Origin of the sequence: Leisingera aquaemixtae, assembly GCF_006740765.1 — a bacterium.
In the GTDB taxonomy this organism is placed as follows: domain Bacteria; phylum Pseudomonadota; class Alphaproteobacteria; order Rhodobacterales; family Rhodobacteraceae; genus Leisingera; species Leisingera aquaemixtae.
Genome location: NZ_CP041159.1, coordinates 548,598 through 564,668, shown reverse-complemented (window position 1 = coordinate 564,668; position 16,071 = coordinate 548,598). Strand labels below are relative to the sequence as shown.

General features: G+C 63.4%; 19 protein-coding genes. 8 read left to right on the top strand and 11 right to left on the bottom strand.

Annotated features, from left to right (window positions below):
* Positions 1-13: 13 nt before the first annotated feature.
* The 6 genes from R2C4_RS04425 to coxB all read right to left on the bottom strand — a co-directional run bounded on the left by R2C4_RS04425 (position 14) and on the right by coxB (position 4,282).
* On the bottom strand, positions 14-682 hold the full coding sequence (locus tag R2C4_RS04425; protein ID WP_141889738.1) for an SURF1 family protein: 669 nt from the start codon (positions 680-682) through the stop codon (positions 14-16).
* Between the two features lie 129 nt (positions 683-811).
* Positions 812-1,621 (bottom strand): cytochrome c oxidase subunit 3, encoded by an 810-nt coding sequence (locus R2C4_RS04420; protein ID WP_027243371.1) that lies wholly within the window; start codon positions 1,619-1,621, stop codon positions 812-814.
* A 23-nt stretch (positions 1,622-1,644) separates the two neighbouring features.
* The gene (locus tag R2C4_RS04415) at positions 1,645-2,232 is read right to left on the bottom strand and encodes a cytochrome c oxidase assembly protein (protein WP_027243370.1); all 588 of its coding nucleotides are present in this window, start codon (positions 2,230-2,232) and stop codon (positions 1,645-1,647) included.
* Positions 2,232-2,396: a hypothetical protein gene (locus R2C4_RS04410; protein WP_008553467.1), complete on the bottom strand. Its 165-nt coding sequence runs from the start codon at positions 2,394-2,396 to the stop codon at positions 2,232-2,234. The genes R2C4_RS04415 and R2C4_RS04410 overlap by 1 nt, the downstream gene beginning before the upstream one ends.
* Before the next feature lies 1 nt (position 2,397).
* On the bottom strand, positions 2,398-3,339 hold the full coding sequence (cyoE, locus tag R2C4_RS04405; protein ID WP_008555323.1) for a heme o synthase: 942 nt from the start codon (positions 3,337-3,339) through the stop codon (positions 2,398-2,400).
* Between the two features lie 97 nt (positions 3,340-3,436).
* Positions 3,437-4,282, bottom strand: a complete 846-nt coding sequence (gene coxB, locus R2C4_RS04400) for a cytochrome c oxidase subunit II (RefSeq protein WP_027243369.1) — start codon at positions 4,280-4,282, stop codon at positions 3,437-3,439.
* Between the two features lie 193 nt (positions 4,283-4,475).
* Between coxB and tldD the strand changes: the two genes are divergently transcribed.
* Positions 4,476-5,897 carry a metalloprotease TldD gene (gene tldD, locus R2C4_RS04395; RefSeq protein WP_141889737.1) on the top strand — a complete coding sequence of 474 codons (1,422 nt, stop codon included), beginning with the start codon at positions 4,476-4,478 and terminating at the stop codon, positions 5,895-5,897.
* 9 nt (positions 5,898-5,906) lie between these two features.
* On the opposite strand, the gene R2C4_RS21180 is transcribed toward tldD, so the two are convergent.
* Complete coding sequence (locus R2C4_RS21180) at positions 5,907-6,155, bottom strand: hypothetical protein (RefSeq protein WP_167510227.1); 249 nt, start codon at positions 6,153-6,155, stop codon at positions 5,907-5,909.
* Here R2C4_RS21180 and dprA point away from each other — a divergent pair.
* Together dprA and topA are read left to right on the top strand one after the other, a co-directional pair.
* Complete coding sequence (dprA, locus tag R2C4_RS04390) at positions 6,138-7,316, top strand: DNA-processing protein DprA (RefSeq protein ID WP_141889736.1); 1,179 nt, start codon at positions 6,138-6,140, stop codon at positions 7,314-7,316. The two genes, R2C4_RS21180 and dprA, sit on opposite strands and share 18 nt — an antisense overlap.
* A gap of 130 nt (positions 7,317-7,446) precedes the next feature.
* Complete coding sequence (topA, locus tag R2C4_RS04385) at positions 7,447-10,089, top strand: type I DNA topoisomerase (protein ID WP_141889735.1); 2,643 nt, start codon at positions 7,447-7,449, stop codon at positions 10,087-10,089.
* Here the strand turns inward: topA and R2C4_RS04380 are convergent.
* Entirely contained in the window at positions 10,086-10,673 is a 588-nt protein-coding gene (locus R2C4_RS04380) for a TetR/AcrR family transcriptional regulator (RefSeq protein WP_167510237.1), read from the bottom strand. The genes topA and R2C4_RS04380 overlap by 4 nt on opposite strands.
* 65 nt (positions 10,674-10,738) lie before the next feature.
* On the opposite strand from R2C4_RS04380, the gene R2C4_RS04375 reads away from it, so the two are divergent.
* The 3 genes from R2C4_RS04375 (at position 10,739) to R2C4_RS04365 (ending at position 12,638) form a co-directional block, all read left to right on the top strand.
* Positions 10,739-11,164, top strand: a complete 426-nt coding sequence (locus tag R2C4_RS04375; RefSeq protein WP_141889733.1) for a VOC family protein — start codon at positions 10,739-10,741, stop codon at positions 11,162-11,164.
* Between the two features lie 139 nt (positions 11,165-11,303).
* Positions 11,304-12,008: a CoA transferase subunit A gene (locus R2C4_RS04370; RefSeq protein ID WP_027243363.1), complete on the top strand. Its 705-nt coding sequence runs from the start codon at positions 11,304-11,306 to the stop codon at positions 12,006-12,008.
* Between the two features lie 3 nt (positions 12,009-12,011).
* The gene (locus R2C4_RS04365) at positions 12,012-12,638 is read left to right on the top strand and encodes a CoA transferase subunit B (RefSeq protein ID WP_141889732.1); all 627 of its coding nucleotides are present in this window, start codon (positions 12,012-12,014) and stop codon (positions 12,636-12,638) included.
* A 73-nt stretch (positions 12,639-12,711) separates the two neighbouring features.
* Here R2C4_RS04365 and R2C4_RS04360 read toward each other — a convergent pair whose 3' ends face one another.
* Positions 12,712-13,188 (bottom strand): hypothetical protein, encoded by a 477-nt coding sequence (locus R2C4_RS04360; protein WP_167510236.1) that lies wholly within the window; start codon positions 13,186-13,188, stop codon positions 12,712-12,714.
* 288 nt (positions 13,189-13,476) lie between these two features.
* Positions 13,477-13,599 (bottom strand): hypothetical protein, encoded by a 123-nt coding sequence (locus R2C4_RS21460; protein ID WP_259938777.1) that lies wholly within the window; start codon positions 13,597-13,599, stop codon positions 13,477-13,479.
* Between the two features lie 359 nt (positions 13,600-13,958).
* Here R2C4_RS21460 and R2C4_RS04355 point away from each other — a divergent pair, with 359 nt between their 5' ends.
* Positions 13,959-14,528, top strand: a complete 570-nt coding sequence (locus R2C4_RS04355; RefSeq protein WP_141889731.1) for a TetR/AcrR family transcriptional regulator — start codon at positions 13,959-13,961, stop codon at positions 14,526-14,528.
* Positions 14,529-14,538: 10 nt separating this feature from the next.
* On the opposite strand, the gene R2C4_RS04350 is transcribed toward R2C4_RS04355, so the two are convergent.
* Positions 14,539-15,345: a lytic transglycosylase domain-containing protein gene (locus R2C4_RS04350; protein WP_244940778.1), complete on the bottom strand. Its 807-nt coding sequence runs from the start codon at positions 15,343-15,345 to the stop codon at positions 14,539-14,541.
* Positions 15,346-15,701: 356 nt separating this feature from the next.
* On the opposite strand from R2C4_RS04350, the gene R2C4_RS04345 reads away from it, so the two are divergent.
* Positions 15,702-15,881: a hypothetical protein gene (locus R2C4_RS04345; RefSeq protein WP_058284201.1), complete on the top strand. Its 180-nt coding sequence runs from the start codon at positions 15,702-15,704 to the stop codon at positions 15,879-15,881.
* The last annotated feature ends 190 nt before the right edge of the window (positions 15,882-16,071 follow it).

Sequence of the window (16,071 nt, the reverse complement as noted above, 5' to 3'; positions counted from 1 at the left end):
CAGCTCTTCAGGTTCAAGGGCGGCTGCGCCGCAGGAAGTAGAGGGTCATCGCCGCCCAGATAAAGGCCAGCGAAAACCAGGTGATCGCATATTGCAAGTGGTCATTGGGGATGCCCGCGGCAGAGACCGGGACCGGGCGCAAGCCTGCCTCCCCCTCGGGGTTTTCGCGCAGGACAATCATCACCGGTTCGGTGTCCAGCTGCGCCGCCATCTGTTCCGCGTCGCGGGCATACCAGATGTTGCCGGAGAGATCCGGTTCAGGCGTGTAGCTATCGACCTCCTGAGGCCAATGGATGTTGCCCTCGATGGCGGCGGGGCCGGCCAGACGCGCGGCCTGCTTCTCCTTAACCGGGATAAAGCCGCGGTCGATCAGCACCCGGCGGCCATCCTCCAGAGTGAACGGTGAAATCACCCGGTAGCCGGGGCCGACATCCTTGATCGAAGTGAGGACGTGCAGTTCCTGCGCGCCGATCTCGCCTTGCAGGCGCACGGGGCGGTACTTGTCGGTTTCGGGGTCCAGCTCTGCGGGCAGACCGGCGGCAGGCGCACCAGCAATCCGCGCCTCGATGGTGGCCAGAATGCCATCCTTCCAAGCCTTGCGCTGCAGCTGCCAGGTGCCCAGCCCGATCAGCACGGCCAAGCCCGCGCCGCTGATGATCAACAGGAAGATGACACGCCGCATCTGTGCCGCTCCGCTCCAAAAACAAAGGCGCGCAAGGTCTCCCCTGCGCGCCCTGTGTGTGACTTCATGAGTGCGGATAATCAACCGCAAACATGTAACCGGTACAAACCGCCCGCTACAGGCCGCCCGTTACAGGCCGGATGTGCCCCAGATGTAGACGGCGAAGAACAGGAACAGCCAGACAACGTCCACGAAGTGCCAGTACCAGGCCGCGGCCTCGAAGCCGACGTGCTGTTCCGGGGTGAAGTCGCCCTTGATCGCGCGGATCAGGCAGACGGTCAGGAAAATCGTGCCGATGACCACGTGGAAGCCGTGGAAGCCGGTAGCCATGAAGAAGTTCGAGTAGAACTCGTCTTCGCCGAACTTCCAGCCTTCGTGCAGCAGGTGGGCGTATTCATAGCCCTGCAGGAAGGTGAAGGCGACGCCGAAGGCGATACCGATGGCCAGGCCCTGGATCAGCGCCTTGCGGTCGTTATTGTGCACCAGCGCATGGTGCGCCCAGGTCACGGCACAGCCGGACAGCAGCAGGATCAGGGTGTTGATCAGCGGCAGGTGGAACGGATCAACCGGGTAGATCTCCGGCGCCACGTATTCGGTGCCGATATAGGTCTCCATCGGGTACATGGCGTGTTTGAAGAACGACCAGAACCAAGCGAAGAAGAACATCACCTCGGACATCACGAACAGGATGAAACCGTAGCGCAGACCGATGCGCACGACCGGGGTGTGATCGCCCTGGCGGCTTTCGGCCACAACTTCGGACCACCAGGCAAAGGCGGAGTACAGGACCGCAACAAAGCCGATCCAGAAGGCCCAGGCCGTGATGCCCTTCATCCAGAACACTGCGCCAACCAGCATGACGAATGTGCCCACAGAGGCGGCCAGCGGCCAGATCGACGGCGGCAGAATATGATAATCGTGATTTTTAGCGTGCGCCATTTAAGTGTCCCTCACCTAGCGGCCTAGTTCGTGGTTGCGCCTGCCCCGGTGTTACCCCCGGTGTCGAGAGCGGCATAGCCCTCGGGCAGATCGATTTGATGGAACGTGTACGAAAGCGTGATCGTATGCACGTATTTTGCATCCCGGTCGTCAATGATTTCGGGATCCACATAGAAGGTCACGGGCATCTGCACCCGTTCCCCCGGCTGAAGCACCTGCTCGGTAAAGCAGAAGCAGTCGATTTTCGAAAAGAACCCGCCGGCCTGATACGGCGCGACATTGTAGGACGCCTGACCCGCCACCGGGCGGTCAGTCGGGTTGTACGCCTCATAGAACGCCAGGCCAGTTTCGCCCAGGCGGATTTCCATCTCGCGCTGAAGCGGCTTGAACTCCCACGGCATGCCGCGCTCTTTAGAGCCATCGAAGCGCACCTTGATGGTCTGGTCCAGAATGGTGTCGGAGCCGCTGCTGGCCACGCCGGTGACGCCGCCAAAGCCGGTGACCCGGCAGAACCAGTCATAAAACGGCACCGAGGCCCAGGACAGGCCGCCCATCAGGACGACGACGCCGACCAGCTGGAGTACGGTTTTCCGGGGGCCCTTCAGCGCCATCAGTTCTGCTCCGCCTGAGTGTCAGGGAAAGAGAAGCCGTTGGAGGTGACCTTGACCATGGTCAGGGCCAGGATCAGCACCACGAAGGCCGCCAGCAGAATGCCCACGCCCATGTTGCGGCCCGACCGGCGCTTGTGGATCTCATGTTGCTTGCTCAGTGCCATGTTACCAGCCTCCCAGCCCGTAGGGCTTCAGCAGCGCCTCGGCCAGGATCGCGCCGAAGTGCAGGAACAGATAGAGCAGCGACAGTTTGAAGAAGCTGCGCTCCACCGTGAAATTGTCGGCCTCGGAATCGTCCTCGTCGCGGCGGGTGATCTTCCAGGCGCCATGCAGGAACAACGCGTTCATCACCAGCGCCGCGGCCAGATAGATCGGGCCGCCAATGCCGGAGAATGCGGTGCCGACGGCCAGCAGCGCCAGCAGCACGGTGTAAACCAGGATATGCACGCGGGTGGCGCGGCGGCCGTGGGTCACGGTCAGCATCGGCACGCCTGCGTCGTCATAATCGGAGCGCATGAACAGCGCCAGCGCCCAGAAATGCGGCGGCGTCCACATGAAGGTCAGCAGGAACATCAGCCAGGGTTCCACCGACATGGTGCCGGTGGCGGCGATCCAGCCAATGACCGGCGGGAAGGCCCCGGCGGCACCGCCGATGACGATATTCTGCGGCGTCGCACGCTTCAGCCACATGGTGTAAACCACCACGTAGAAAAAGATGGTGAAGGCCAGGAACGCGCCGGCAAAGACGTTGGCGGCCAGCGCCAGCATGATCACCGACAGGCCCGACAGCGCCAGGCCCAGCGCCAGCGCCTCGCCCGGCTCAACCTTGCCGGCGGGGATCGGGCGGGATTTGGTGCGTTTCATCACCTTGTCGATATCGGCGTCCCACCACATGTTCAGCGCCCCGGAGGCACCGCCGCCGATGGCAATGAACAGGATGGCGCAGAAACCGACGACCGGATGCACGGAGACGGGCGCGGCCAGCAGACCCACCAGAGCAGTGAAGACCACCAGCGACATGACACGGGGTTTCAGCAGGGCGAAATAGTCGCCAAAGCTGGCCTCGTCCTCGTATGCCCGGCTTGCGTTGATGCTTGCGTCGCTCATCTTGGGTCCTTTTGGCGGCAACGGGTGCGCATCGCTGCGCACCCTCATCTTAGGTCTGACCTGCAGGACGCCCGCTCAGGCACCCCGCAGCCAGCTATCAGTTGGAGGCGACCTGGTAGGCCTGCGGCAGCCCCGCGTATTCTTCCTTGGCACCTTCCAGCCAGGCGTCATATTCTTCCTGGGTCACGACCTTGACGGTGATCGGCATATAGGCGTGATCCTTGCCGCACAGCTCGGAGCACTGGCCGAAGTAGACGCCTTCCTTGCCCTCGTCGACCTTGAACCACAGCTGTGCCAGACGGCCCGGAACGCCGTCCTGCTTCACGCCGAAGGCCGGGATGGTCCAGGAATGGATCACGTCGGCGGCGGTCACGTTCATCACGATGGTCTTGCCCGACGGTACCACCACGGCGGTATCGGTGGCCAGCAGGTACTCGTCCTCGGCATAGCCGTTTGCAGCCAGCTGGTCCTTGGGCAGCAGGAAGCTTTCGAACCCGAACTCGTGGTCGGTGTACTCATAGCCCCAGTACCACTGGTAGCCGGTCACCTTGATGTTGATGTCGCCCTCGGGGATCTCCTGCTGGGCAAACAGCTGCGGCAGCGAGAAGGAGCCGATGAACACCAGGATCAGGATCGGGATCACGGTCCAGGCGATCTCGATCGGGGTGTAGTGGCTGAACTTGGCCGGGGTCGGGTTGGCGCGCTTGTTGAACCGCAGGATCGCCCACAGCAGCAGGCCCGCGACGAACACGCAGATCACGGTGATGATCACCAGGATCATATAGTCCAGGCGCTGCAGGCCTTCGGCCAGCGAGGTCGCCGCCGGCTGGAAGTTCAGCCCGCCGTCAACCGGCTTACCAATGGTTTCCAGACCTTCTTGCGCCATTGCTGGAAGGCTTGAAAGGCCGGCAAAAAGGCCCGAAAGCATCAAAGCGTTTTTCATGTTCTGTCCTGATCGGTTGATCGCATTTTTCTGCGGCAGCACGAATGGGGGGAATCAATGATTCCACAAAACGCACCAGCCCCGTTGTCTTTGACGCCGCTTAAAATCATATTCGGGCGTACAGATAAAGAGGCAGCCAAGCGTCAAACCGTCGCTTTCTTGATTTAGATCAAAAAAATCTGAGGACCGTGCCATGGAAAACCCAGCCTTCCGCCCCTTTGAAACCGCGCTTCCGCAGGATGAGGCGCTGGCGACCCTGCGCGATGCGCTGAATGGTGCGGAGGATGGAGAGATCTTTGCCGAGCGCCGCAAGTCGGAAGCGCTGTCGTTTGACGACGGGCGGCTGCGCAGCGCCAGCTACGATGCCTCCGAAGGCTTTGGTTTGCGGGCCGTGAACGGCGATGTGGCCGGTTACGCGCATTCCACCGATGTCTCCATCGCATCGCTGAAACGGGCGGCAGAGACCGCCAGGCTGGCTGTCGGAGCGGGCGGCGGCACTTACTCGGACCCGCCGCAGGCCACCAACAAGAAGCTCTATACCGATGCCGACCCGATCAGCGCCATGCCGTTCCCGGTGAAGGTGGAGACGCTGCGCGAAATTGATTCTTATGCACGTGATCTGGATCAACGCGTGGTCCAGGTCTCCGCGTCATTGGCCGCCTCGCTGCAGGAGGTAGAGATTCTGCGCGCCGACGGGGTGCGGGTGCGCGACACCCGCCCGATGGCACGGCTGAACGTGTCGGTGATCGTAGAAAAAGACGGCCGCCGCGAAAGCGGCTCTGCCGGCGGCGGCGGGCGGCTGGGCCTGGACGGGCTGGTCGACCCCAAGCACTGGCAGGCCCAGGTGCAGGAAGCGCTGCGTATTGCGCTGGTCAATCTGGACGCGGTCCCTGCCCCGGCGGGCGAAATGGACGTGGTGCTAGGCCCCGGCTGGCCCGGCATCCTGCTGCACGAGGCGATCGGCCACGGGCTGGAGGGCGATTTCAACCGCAAGGGGTCCTCTGCCTTTGCCGGTCTCATGGGCCAGCAGATCGCCGCCCGGGGGGTGACGGTGCTGGATGACGGCACCATCCCGGACCGGCGCGGCTCGATCACTGTGGATGACGAGGGCACGCCCAGCCAGAAGACCACGCTGATCGAGGACGGTATTCTGGTCGGCTTTATGCAGGACCGCCAGAACGCGCGGCTGATGGGGGTTTCCCCCACCGGCAACGGGCGGCGCCAAAGCTATGCCCATGCGCCGATGCCGCGGATGACCAACACCTATATGCTGGGCGGCGGCGCCGACCCCGGCGATCTGGTGGCTGGCATCAAGGACGGCATCTGGGCGGTGGGCTTTGGCGGCGGCCAGGTGGACATCACCAACGGCAAGTTCGTGTTTTCCTGCACCGAGGCCTACCGCGTGAAGGACGGCAAGGTCGGCGCACCGGTTAAGGGTGCCACGCTGATCGGCGACGGCGCCACCGCGCTGAAGCAGATTCGAGGCCTTGGCAACGACATGGCGCTGGACCCCGGCATGGGCAATTGCGGCAAGGCGGGCCAGTGGGTTCCGGTCGGCGTCGGCCAGCCCTCGGTGCTGATGGGCGGGCTGACTGTTGGCGGCTCGGCGGCGTGAATCACTGCGTCAAAAACCGGTAAAACCATGATACTGCCGCAAATTTCCGGGCCGGAAGCCAGCGCTTCCGGCCCCTTTTTCTGCTTCGGGCGGCGCGCGCTCTCTGCCGGATTTGTATTTCTTCATTTGTTCTCGACACTTAGGAAAATTTTCAGGGTATTGGTTAAAAACTGCGGGCTGTTCACCAACTGTTAACCGCCTAAGGGTTAATTCTAGTCCTGCAAACAGGCGGAGCTGCGGATGACTGAAGAAGCACATTCTTCCACTCACCCCCCACTCCCACCCACCACGGAAGATACTCAGTTTTCATGGCTTCGCCTGTTGCGCTCCAAGCGGGTCGGCCCGGTGACATTTCACCGGCTGCTCGCTGAATACGGTTCAGCGCAGAACGCGCTGGATGCGCTGCCCGAAGTGGCACGCTCCGCAGGCATCAAAGGGTATGAAACATGCCCTGCCAATGCGGTGGACGCCGAAATTAAGGCCGCAAAAGCCGCCAAAGCGCGGCTTTTGTGCTTTCCGGACCCTGACTATCCCAAACTGCTTGCCGGGCTTAAGGATGCCCCGCCCCTGCTGTGGGCCATTGGCGACCTCTCTGTGCTGGAGCGGCCGGTGATTGCCATGGTCGGGGCACGCAACGCGTCTTCGCTGGGCTTGCGGATGGCGCGGTCGCTGGCGCAGAACCTGGGCGAGGCAGGCTATACCGTGGTGTCCGGCATGGCGCGCGGCATCGACACCGCCGCCCACCAGGCAGCCCTGAAGACCGGCACCATCGCGGTGCTGGCCGGCGGCGCCGACGTGATTTACCCCGCAGAAAACGCCCGGCTGGCAGAAGACATCTGCAAAACCGGGCTGCGGCTGTCGGAACAGCCGATGGGCCTGACACCGCGGGCCCGCGACTTTCCCAAACGCAACCGGATCATTGCAGGCCTCGCCCGCGCCGTTGTCGTGGTGGAGGCCGCGGCGAAGTCCGGCACCCTGATCACCGCCCGCGACGCGCTGGATTACGGGCGCGAGGTCCTGGCGGTGCCGGGCCATCCCTTCGATGCCCGCAGTTCCGGCTGCAACCGGCTGATCCGCGACGGCGCCCAGCTGGTGCGCGATGCCGCCGATGTGCTGGAAGCCCTGCCGCCGCTCGACCCGCCCCCGCCCGCCGAAGCCCGGCCCAGCCTGCAGGAGGCCCTGGCGGAGCTGCCCCCGCCGCCGCCCCAGCGGCGCAGCTTGGCGCAGACTCACGCCCTGCACCAGCAGATCCTGGGCAGGCTGGGCCCCTCCCCCACTTCCGAGACCGAACTGCTGCGCGGCCTCGCCCTGCCGCCGCATGAATTGGCACCCGCACTTACGGATCTGGAGCTTGAAGGGGCGATCCTCCGCCAGCCGGGCGGGCTGCTGTGCAAGGCGTTTCCGGATGACAGCGAGTGACCGCAGGCGCCGCTGAAACGGCCCTCCCGGCACCGCGGCCAATGCACCCGGATTGACAATCGCCTCTTGCGCCCCACATGTTGCCCCGCCATAGAACCCGCAGAAGTGGTCCGAAGAGGTATCAGAATTTATGCCAGTCGTTGTTGTCGAATCCCCGGCCAAAGCAAAAACAATCAATAAGTATCTTGGCCCCGACTATACGGTTCTGGCGTCTTACGGCCACGTGCGCGACCTGCCGGCCAAAGACGGATCCGTCGACCCGGATGCGGATTTCGGCATGACCTGGGAGGTCGCCAACGATTCCCGCAAACACGTTAAGGCCATCGCCGACGCGCTGAAGGACGACAATGCGCTGATTCTCGCCACCGACCCCGACCGCGAGGGCGAGGCGATCAGCTGGCATTTGCAGGAAGCGCTGACCAAACGGCGGTCGATCAAGAAGGACACCGCCGTCAGCCGCGTCACCTTCAACGCGATCACCAAGGAAGCGGTAACCGAGGCGATGCGGAACCCGCGCGAGGTCGACATGCCGCTGGTCGAGGCCTATCTGGCCCGCCGGGCGCTGGATTACCTCGTGGGCTTCAACCTGTCGCCGGTCCTGTGGCGCAAGCTGCCGGGCGCGCGCTCTGCCGGCCGGGTGCAATCGGTCTGCCTGCGCCTGATCGTAGAGCGCGAGATGGAGATCGAGGCCTTCAACCCGCAGGAATACTGGTCGGTGCGCGCCCAGCTGGCCACCCCGCGCGGCCAGGAGTTCGAGGCGCGCCTGACCGTCATGGGCGGCGAAAAGCTCGACAAGTACAGCCTGAAAAACTCCACCGCAGCAGAGCTGGCAGTGCAGGCCGTGGCCTCGCGCAAGCTCAAGGTGCTGTCGGTCGAGGCCAAGCCGGCGGCCCGCAACCCCTCTGCCCCCTTCATGACCTCCACCCTCCAGCAGGAGGCCAGCCGCAAATTCGGCATGGGCGCACGCCAGACCATGAACGCGGCGCAGCGGCTTTATGAGGCGGGCTACATCACCTATATGCGGACCGACGGCATCGACATGGCGCCGGAAGCCGTGCAGGCCGCCCGCGCCGAGATCGAAAAGCGCTATGGCGCCGAGTATGTTCCCTCCTCGCCGCGGATCTACAAGAACAAGGCCAAGAACGCCCAGGAGGCGCACGAGTGCATCCGCCCGACCGATATGGGCCGCGATGCCAAGGCGCTGAAGGTGACCGACGACGACCAGCGCAAGCTCTATGACCTGATCTGGAAGCGGACGCTGTCGTGCCAGATGGAAGGCGCCCGGCTGGAACGCACCACCGTCGACATCGGCTCGGACGATCAGCAGGTTGTGCTGCGCGCCACCGGCCAGGTGGTGCTGTTTGACGGCTTCATGCGGGTTTACGAGGAAGGCCGCGACGATGTCGCGGATGAGGACGACAAGCGCCTGCCGCAGATCATGGAAGGCGAAGCGCTGAAATTCGCCTCCTCGCTGGCGGCACAGGCCGAAAAGGCCGGCAAGGAGGCTTCGGTCCTGTCGGACAACGGCGCCGTGCTGGCGCTGCAGCACCACACCCAGCCGCCGCCGCGCTATACCGAGGCGACGCTGGTCAAGCGCATGGAAGAGCTCGGCATCGGCCGCCCCTCGACCTACGCCTCTGTCATCACCACGATCCAGGACCGCGAATACGTCCGCAAGGACAAGAACCGCCTGTTCCCGGAGGACAAGGGCCGGATCGTCACCATCTTCCTGCTGAACTTCTTCCGCAAATACGTGGGCTATGAGTTCACCGCCAATCTGGAGGAAGAACTCGACGACGTGAGTGCGGGTGAACGCGACTACAAGGACCTCCTGGGCCGATTCTGGCGTGATTTCTCGGCGGCGATCGCTGAAACTTCCGAACTGCGCATCACCGAGGTGCTGGACGTGCTGGACGCAGCACTTGCGCCGCAGCTTTACCCGCCGCGCGAGGATGGCACCGATCCGCGCACCTGCCCGAAATGCGGCCAGGGCCAGCTGCACCTGAAGACCTCGCGCACCGGCGGCTTTGTCGGCTGCGGCAACTATCCCGAATGCAACTACACCCGCCCGATTTCCGGCGAAGGCGCCGAAGGGTATGAACGCGTCCTGGGCGAGGATGACGGCGACGAAATCCACCTGAAATCCGGCCGCTTCGGGCCCTATGTTCAGCGCGGCGAAGCCACGCCCGAGAACAAGAAGCCGCCGCGCTCCTCGCTGCCCAAGCAGGGCAAGGACTTCCTGCCCGGCTGGGGGCCGAATGAGATCACTCTTGAGCAGGCTCTGACCCTGCTCACCCTGCCGCGCGACATCGGCCAGCACCCGGACGGCGGTGCCATCCAGTCCAACCTGGGCCGGTTCGGGCCCTATATCGCGCATCAGCTGCCCGATGAGGAAAAGCCGGTGTATGTGAACCTCAAGGAGACGCTGGACGTCTTTGAGATCGGCATGAACCGCGCGGTGGAGATGCTGGCCGAGAAGCGTGCAAACCCGGGCCGCCGCGGCAGCCGGGCGGCCGCCAAGCCGCTGAAGGAGCTGGGCGAGCACCCCGAAGGCGGCGGCGCGGTCAACATCATGGACGGGCGGTACGGGCCTTATGTCAAATGGGAGAAGGTGAATGCCACCCTGCCCAAGGACGTTGAGCCCAAGGACGTGACCATGGAAATGGCGGTGGAGCTGATCGCCGAGAAATCGTCCAAGGGCGGCAAGAAGAAAGCCGCGGCGAAAAAGCCCGCTGCCAAGAAGAAGGCCGCCCCGAAAAAGGCCGCGTCCTAAGACCGGGGGCGGATGGCGGCACCTATCAGTGCCGCCATAGCCGCCTCGTAGGGCGCAGGCTCAGCGCCTTCGGCAATGGCAAGCGCCGCCCTGTCGAAGGCCGCTGACACCACCACTGCAAGCGCATCAAGCCCGGCTTCGTCCAGGCCGGTGCCCGCAGACGCAAGCCCCGTCCGCAGGGCCCTGCGCCCTCCTCCGGCGTCGATCTCATCCATTGCAGCAGCGCCGAGCACCGCGGGCCCGTCGACCAGCAGAATGCGGGCGCGCCCGGGAACGGCCATCGCGGCAAAATACGCCCTGCTGCCGGCTTCCAGCCCCTCCGCGCCCGGCACCCTGGCCGCGGCCTCAATCGCTTGGGTCACCGCTTGGGCCTCCGCCTCGGCGACGGCAGCGAACAGCGCCTCTTTCCCGTCAAAATGATGATACAGCGCCCCGCGCGTGACCTCAGCGGCCTTGACGATTTCGGGCGTCGACGTCTCGGCATAGCCTTTTTCCGCAAACAGAATTCGGGCGGCAGTGATCAGCCGCTCGAGCATGGCAGCCCGGCGGGCGGCGTTCGGGACCGGGGCTTTATTTTCTTGCATACATGCAGCCTGTATGTTTATTTCCACATACATACAGACTGTATGCTTTACAGAAGAGGTGCAAGATGAAAGTGACCCAATACTATCCGGTGCTGCAAACAAACGACGTCGCGGGCACCGCCGCATTCTACCAAACCCACTTCGGCTTCAGGCCAGCGTTTGAATCGGATTGGTACGTGCATCTCCAATCCTGCGCGGACCCCGCCGTGAACCTGGCCATTCTGGACGGAACCCACCCGACGATCCCCGAAGCCGGGCGCGGCAACAGCGCCGGCGTCATCCTGAACTTCGAGGTCGAGGACGCCGCCGCCGAATACGCCCGGCTGACCGGCGCTGGCCTGCCGGTGCTGAAACCGCTTGTGGACGAGGACTTCGGGCAGCGCCACTTCATCACCGCGGACCCGAACGGCGTGCTGATCGATGTCATCACACCGATCCCGCCCAGCGCGGCGTTTGCAGACCAGTACGCCGAAGACGCCCTGCCAGTATGACCTTCGGCCGTGGCGGATCGCCTGCCCGCGCAGGCCGCCACGGCCGCTCCGTAGAAATACGCAAACTTCTCCGTATCGTTGACTTGTGCCCGCCCCGGCGTCAGAACCACTGTCAAACGGTAGTTGTTGGGAGAGCTCCATGAAAAAGGTTTACGCCAACGCCGCCGAAGCGCTCGACGGGCTGCTTCACGACGGCATGCTGATCGCCGCGGGGGGCTTTGGCCTCTGCGGCATCCCCGAACTGCTTTTGCAGGCAATCAAGGACGCGGGCACCAAGGACCTGACCTTTGCCTCCAACAATGCAGGCGTTGACGATTTCGGCATCGGCATCCTGCTGCAGACCAAGCAGGTGAAGAAGATGATCTCCTCCTACGTGGGCGAGAACGCGGAATTCATGCGCCAGTACCTGTCGGGCGAGCTGGAGCTGGAATTCAACCCGCAGGGCACCCTGGCCGAGCGCATGCGCGCCGGCGGCTGCGGCATTCCGGGCTTTTACACCAAGACCGGCGTCGGCACCGTGATCGCCGAGGGCAAGGAGCACAAGGACTTCAACGGCGAGACCTATATCCTGGAGGAGGGCATCTTTGCCGATCTCTCCATCGTGAAGGCCTGGAAGGCGGATGACACCGGCAACCTGATCTTCCGCAAGACCGCCCGCAACTTCAACCCGCCCGCCGCAATGTGCGGCAAGATCTGCGTGGCGGAAGTGGAGGAAATCGTGCCCCGGGGCGCGCTTGACCCCGACCAGATCCACCTGCCGGGCATCTACGTGCACCGCATCATCCAGGGCGAGCACGAGAAGCGCATCGAGCAGCGCACCACCCGCAAGCGTGAGGAGGCTTGAACCATGGCTTGGGACCGCAATCAAATGGCCGAGCGCGCTGCGCAGGAGCTTGAAGACGGCATGTACGTGAACCTCGGCATCGGCATTCCGACGCTGGTGGCGAACTACGTGGGCGACAAGGACATCACCCTGCAGTCGGAAAACGGCATGCTGGGCATGGGCCCCTTCCCCTATGAGGGCGATGAGGATCCGGACCTGATCAACGCGGGCAAGCAGACCATCACCGAGCTGGCGCGCACCTCCTACTTCGACAGTGCCACCTCCTTCGGCATGATCCGCGGCGGCAAGATTGCAGCGGCGATCCTGGGCGCGATGGAAGTGGCCGAAAACGGCGACTTGGCCAACTGGATGATCCCGGGCAAGCTGGTCAAGGGCATGGGCGGCGCCATGGATCTGGTCGCGGGCGTCGGCCGCGTGATCGTGGTAATGGACCACACCAACAAGCACGGCGACAGCAAGGTGCTGAAGGAATGCACCCTGCCGCTGACCGGCAAGGGCGTGGTCGACCGCATCATCACCAACCTGGGCGTTCTGGATGTCGTCGATGGCGGCCTGAAGATCGTCGAGCTGGCCGAGAGTGTCAGCGAAGAGGAGCTGCGCAGCTCCACCGAAGCCACCATCGTCGGCTGATCCCGGATCAGAGCTGACAAGATAAGGCCCGCCGGTTTCCGGCGGGCCCTTTGCGTGCGGATCGTGCTGGCGCTCACACTCCGGCGGCAGCCCCCGGACGCGGCCGGGGCCGCAGCGTGTGCCAGACCGCGCCTTCCGGCGGGTTGATGATTTCCCACATATAGACGCGCTTATCGTGCCAGTTGACGATCTTTTCCCGCCCGTCCTCGAACACCACCACGCAATAGCTGCCCTGCGCCGGATCGCAGCTGTCGCGGCCCAGCACGGTGACAATGACCGGATCGACCAAATGGCTTTTGAACAGAACCATCGCCTTGGTTTGCTTGCCCGAGATGTAGAGCGCCCCTGCAAACAGCGCCACCGCCAGCAGGACAAATCCCAGACCCGAGAAATTCCGGAACGGGTTAAACTCCGCTAGCTGCGGCCCGAAGGCGGAAAAGACCAGCCGCCCAAAAAACCCGATGAACGCCAGCAAGGCGAACAGCAGAAGCTTTCCACTAACACCCTGCGCACCCACGGCAATTTCCGATGGGTTAAATCCCAAATCCAAATCCGTTCTCCAAAAAATTTAAGCTAAAAAATGTGCTTTACTGCCACCATACCGGCGTCTCGGGGCGGATGGCAGGCCCTTTGCGAAAAAACTCCGCAAATCGGGCCGCGGCGCAACGCCTGTTCAGAAGGTTTTCCGCCGAGGCGTTTCGGGCCCCGCAATCCCTGCAGATGCGCCGCCTGCCAGTCGCCGCCGGGCGGTGCGGCGCACCGGCACCGGCAGGTTTCTCTAGCCACTGCACCGGTTCGCTCAGGGGGCGCCCCCGTTACCGTGGGCAGACGCCCGGCTTCAGCCGCCGTTCGGAGCTTGCACCGCGACTGTCCCGGCAGCCGGCCGCGGCAATGTCACCGGCAGCAGAACGCCGCCGGCAAGAACAGCGGCCAGCGCCGCCATGAGAATATCCCGTTTCATGCCTTGGCCCCTCCCGCATTGAATTGCACGCCTGTCCCGGACGCCGAATCCGGGCGTGTGTCCGTGGCCGGTGCCGTCAGCGCAGCGGCAATGCATGCAGCCAGTATTACTGGCCCGAACGGTGAAGCCATCGGTTTGAAAAGACGTCTCATCCCAGCCCCCTAACAAAGTGTACCGATCTGTCAACTCGCGCAAACAAAGTGTACCGATCGGTACTTATAATCAAGGATTTTTTCACGCGCCCGGCGCTGCACGGCGGTGCCTCGCCCTAAGACCTTTTTGTTGCGGCAAAAATTATTTTGATTTGCAGGGCTGTCCCGGCGCCAATATGTACCGAACGGTACACTTGAGGACGAATCATGCGCCCCAACAAGCGAGACGAACTGGTCAGCAAAGCCCTGGACGTATTTTACCGAAGCGGGTTCCACGCAACAGGAATGGACACGCTGGTCAAGGAAACCGGCATCTCCAAGACCTCCATCTACAAGCACTTCCGCACCAAGGACGACCTGATTATTGCCGTGCTGCGCCTGCGGGACGAGAACTTCCGCTCTTGGCTGTTCAGCCGGATGGCGGCTTTGTCGGACGCACCCGCCGGGCAGCTGATTGCGATGTTCACGGCTCTTGGCGAATGGTTCGGCAAGCCGGAATTTGCAGGCTGCATGTTCATAAAGGCCAGCGCCGAGTTCCAGAACCGGGCTCATCCGGTGTATCAGCAATCGACGGAGCACAAGCAGATGCTGCTGGAGCATTTCACCGGCCTGGCCAAAGCAGCCGGCGCGTCTGACCCCGCAGGTCTGGCGCGGCAGCTTCTGACGTTAAAGGAAGGCGCAATCGTTCTGGCGGCCATGTCGGTGACCCCGGATCCGGCCGGGGACGCGCGGCACACTGCCCGGATGCTGCTTCAGCCCTACCTGGCGGAGGACTGAGCCCGGACGGCTAGTTCATCACCCGGAACACGCAGCCGTCGGAGATCAGCTGCGGCGGTGTCAGGCACAGGCCGCGGGCCACCTGATAGGCGGCCAGAACCTTGGGCACGTAATCCCGTGTTTCGGCAAAGGGCGGCACCCCCTGGTGGCTGCGCACAGCCCCCTCGCCCGCGTTGTAACCGGCCAGCACCAGGATCGGATCGCCGCCGAACTCCGTCATCAGCCAGTCGAGATAGCGGATGCCCCCCGAGATGTTTTGATGCGCCTCAAGCGAGTCCGTCACCCCAAAGCGCGCCGCAGTATCCGGCATCAGCTGCATCAGCCCCTGGGCGCCTGCGGAACTGATCGCATCAGCCTTGCCCGCGGATTCAACAGCAATCACGGCCAGCACCAGGGCAGGCGAAACCTGGGTGCTGGCGCTCTCGGTCAGGATCTGCACACCGCGGGTCTGGGCGATTTCCTGCATCAGCTGCAACCGCGGCGCCGCCAGTCCCTTGGCACCGGCCAGCGCCTGCAGGGCATCGTCCAGGCGGCCCGGCCCGCTCTCCTCCAGCCCGGGAGAGATCTTGTCCCAGAACCAGCCATACCGCCCGGCGGGCAGCTTTGCGCTCTCTGCCAGCTCCGGAACCGGTTCAGCCGCCCTGGGCTCCGGCTGCGGTTCGATCTGCACGGTGATGCGCTTGCCGGTGCCCGGCACAGGCGGTTTCACCCGCTTCGCCTCGAACTGGGGAAACGGTTGCGGCGGGGCTTCCTGCCCTCTTGCTGCCAGGGGCACGGCACAGGCCGCCAGTGCCAAAATCGCGTTACGGACTGCCATTTCCTTGCCTGCCAGTGGATTCTGCCACGAAAGACTCGGGAAAATGGCTGCTGAAAACCAGTCTCAGCCCCCCAGAATCTGGCGCAATCGCCATATTTTCCCGCGTCTGGCGCGGAAATGCCACGGACAGCAGACGGGTAACGAAAATTTAACGGAGCAAAATCATTCGGTTACGCAAATCATTGCCAAAAAGTAAAATTGGGGCGGCGATTTCCGGCTTTCAGCCCAAATCCTGCCACGCTGGGCTGGCTATATAGGCTCATCCAAGCCGGACAGAGGTCAAGCAGGTGAGAGAGCGGACCCTGGCGCGAAGGCGGGATAGTGCAAATTCTGAGATCCTTTGGAGGGACCAAGCCATGATCAAATTCTTCAAAAACTTCCGCAAAGACGACTCCGGTGCCGTGACTGTTGACTGGGTTGTGCTGACCGCAGCCGTGGCCGCTCTGGGCGGCGTTGTCTACACCGCCATCGAAGACGGCGCGTCGGACCTGACCAGCAAGACCGGTTCTTACCTGGGCACCCAGGCTCCGACCTAATCGCCTTTAGTGGTCTAACCGACCGCGTGACAGGCCGCCCGTTTCCGGGCGGCCTGTTTCGTTTGCAGGTTCCCCAAATCCCGCTGCCTCCCTCAGCTTTTTCCAGCACCAAGTAAAGCGTCAGGTTTCCCGGCAATAGGGCAGAAAACTCAGTATTACGCCCAATTAACGCCCCATTCATGAAGCTTAA

Coding starts and splice junctions, on each gene's coding strand:
- R2C4_RS04425 (WP_141889738.1), bottom strand. CDS start 682: ATGCGGCGTGTCATCTTCCTGTTGATCATCAGCGGCGCGGGCTTGGCC.
- R2C4_RS04420 (WP_027243371.1), bottom strand. CDS start 1,621: ATGGCGCACGCTAAAAATCACGATTATCATATTCTGCCGCCGTCGATC.
- R2C4_RS04415 (WP_027243370.1), bottom strand. CDS start 2,232: ATGGCGCTGAAGGGCCCCCGGAAAACCGTACTCCAGCTGGTCGGCGTC.
- R2C4_RS04410 (WP_008553467.1), bottom strand. CDS start 2,396: ATGGCACTGAGCAAGCAACATGAGATCCACAAGCGCCGGTCGGGCCGC.
- cyoE (WP_008555323.1), bottom strand. CDS start 3,339: ATGAGCGACGCAAGCATCAACGCAAGCCGGGCATACGAGGACGAGGCC.
- coxB (WP_027243369.1), bottom strand. CDS start 4,282: ATGAAAAACGCTTTGATGCTTTCGGGCCTTTTTGCCGGCCTTTCAAGC.
- tldD (WP_141889737.1), top strand. CDS start 4,476: ATGGAAAACCCAGCCTTCCGCCCCTTTGAAACCGCGCTTCCGCAGGAT.
- dprA (WP_141889736.1), top strand. CDS start 6,138: ATGACTGAAGAAGCACATTCTTCCACTCACCCCCCACTCCCACCCACC.
- R2C4_RS21180 (WP_167510227.1), bottom strand. CDS start 6,155: ATGTGCTTCTTCAGTCATCCGCAGCTCCGCCTGTTTGCAGGACTAGAA.
- topA (WP_141889735.1), top strand. CDS start 7,447: ATGCCAGTCGTTGTTGTCGAATCCCCGGCCAAAGCAAAAACAATCAAT.
- R2C4_RS04380 (WP_167510237.1), bottom strand. CDS start 10,673: ATGCAAGAAAATAAAGCCCCGGTCCCGAACGCCGCCCGCCGGGCTGCC.
- R2C4_RS04375 (WP_141889733.1), top strand. CDS start 10,739: ATGAAAGTGACCCAATACTATCCGGTGCTGCAAACAAACGACGTCGCG.
- R2C4_RS04370 (WP_027243363.1), top strand. CDS start 11,304: ATGAAAAAGGTTTACGCCAACGCCGCCGAAGCGCTCGACGGGCTGCTT.
- R2C4_RS04365 (WP_141889732.1), top strand. CDS start 12,012: ATGGCTTGGGACCGCAATCAAATGGCCGAGCGCGCTGCGCAGGAGCTT.
- R2C4_RS21460 (WP_259938777.1), bottom strand. CDS start 13,599: ATGAAACGGGATATTCTCATGGCGGCGCTGGCCGCTGTTCTTGCCGGC.
- R2C4_RS04355 (WP_141889731.1), top strand. CDS start 13,959: ATGCGCCCCAACAAGCGAGACGAACTGGTCAGCAAAGCCCTGGACGTA.
- R2C4_RS04350 (WP_244940778.1), bottom strand. CDS start 15,345: ATGGCAGTCCGTAACGCGATTTTGGCACTGGCGGCCTGTGCCGTGCCC.
- R2C4_RS04345 (WP_058284201.1), top strand. CDS start 15,702: ATGATCAAATTCTTCAAAAACTTCCGCAAAGACGACTCCGGTGCCGTG.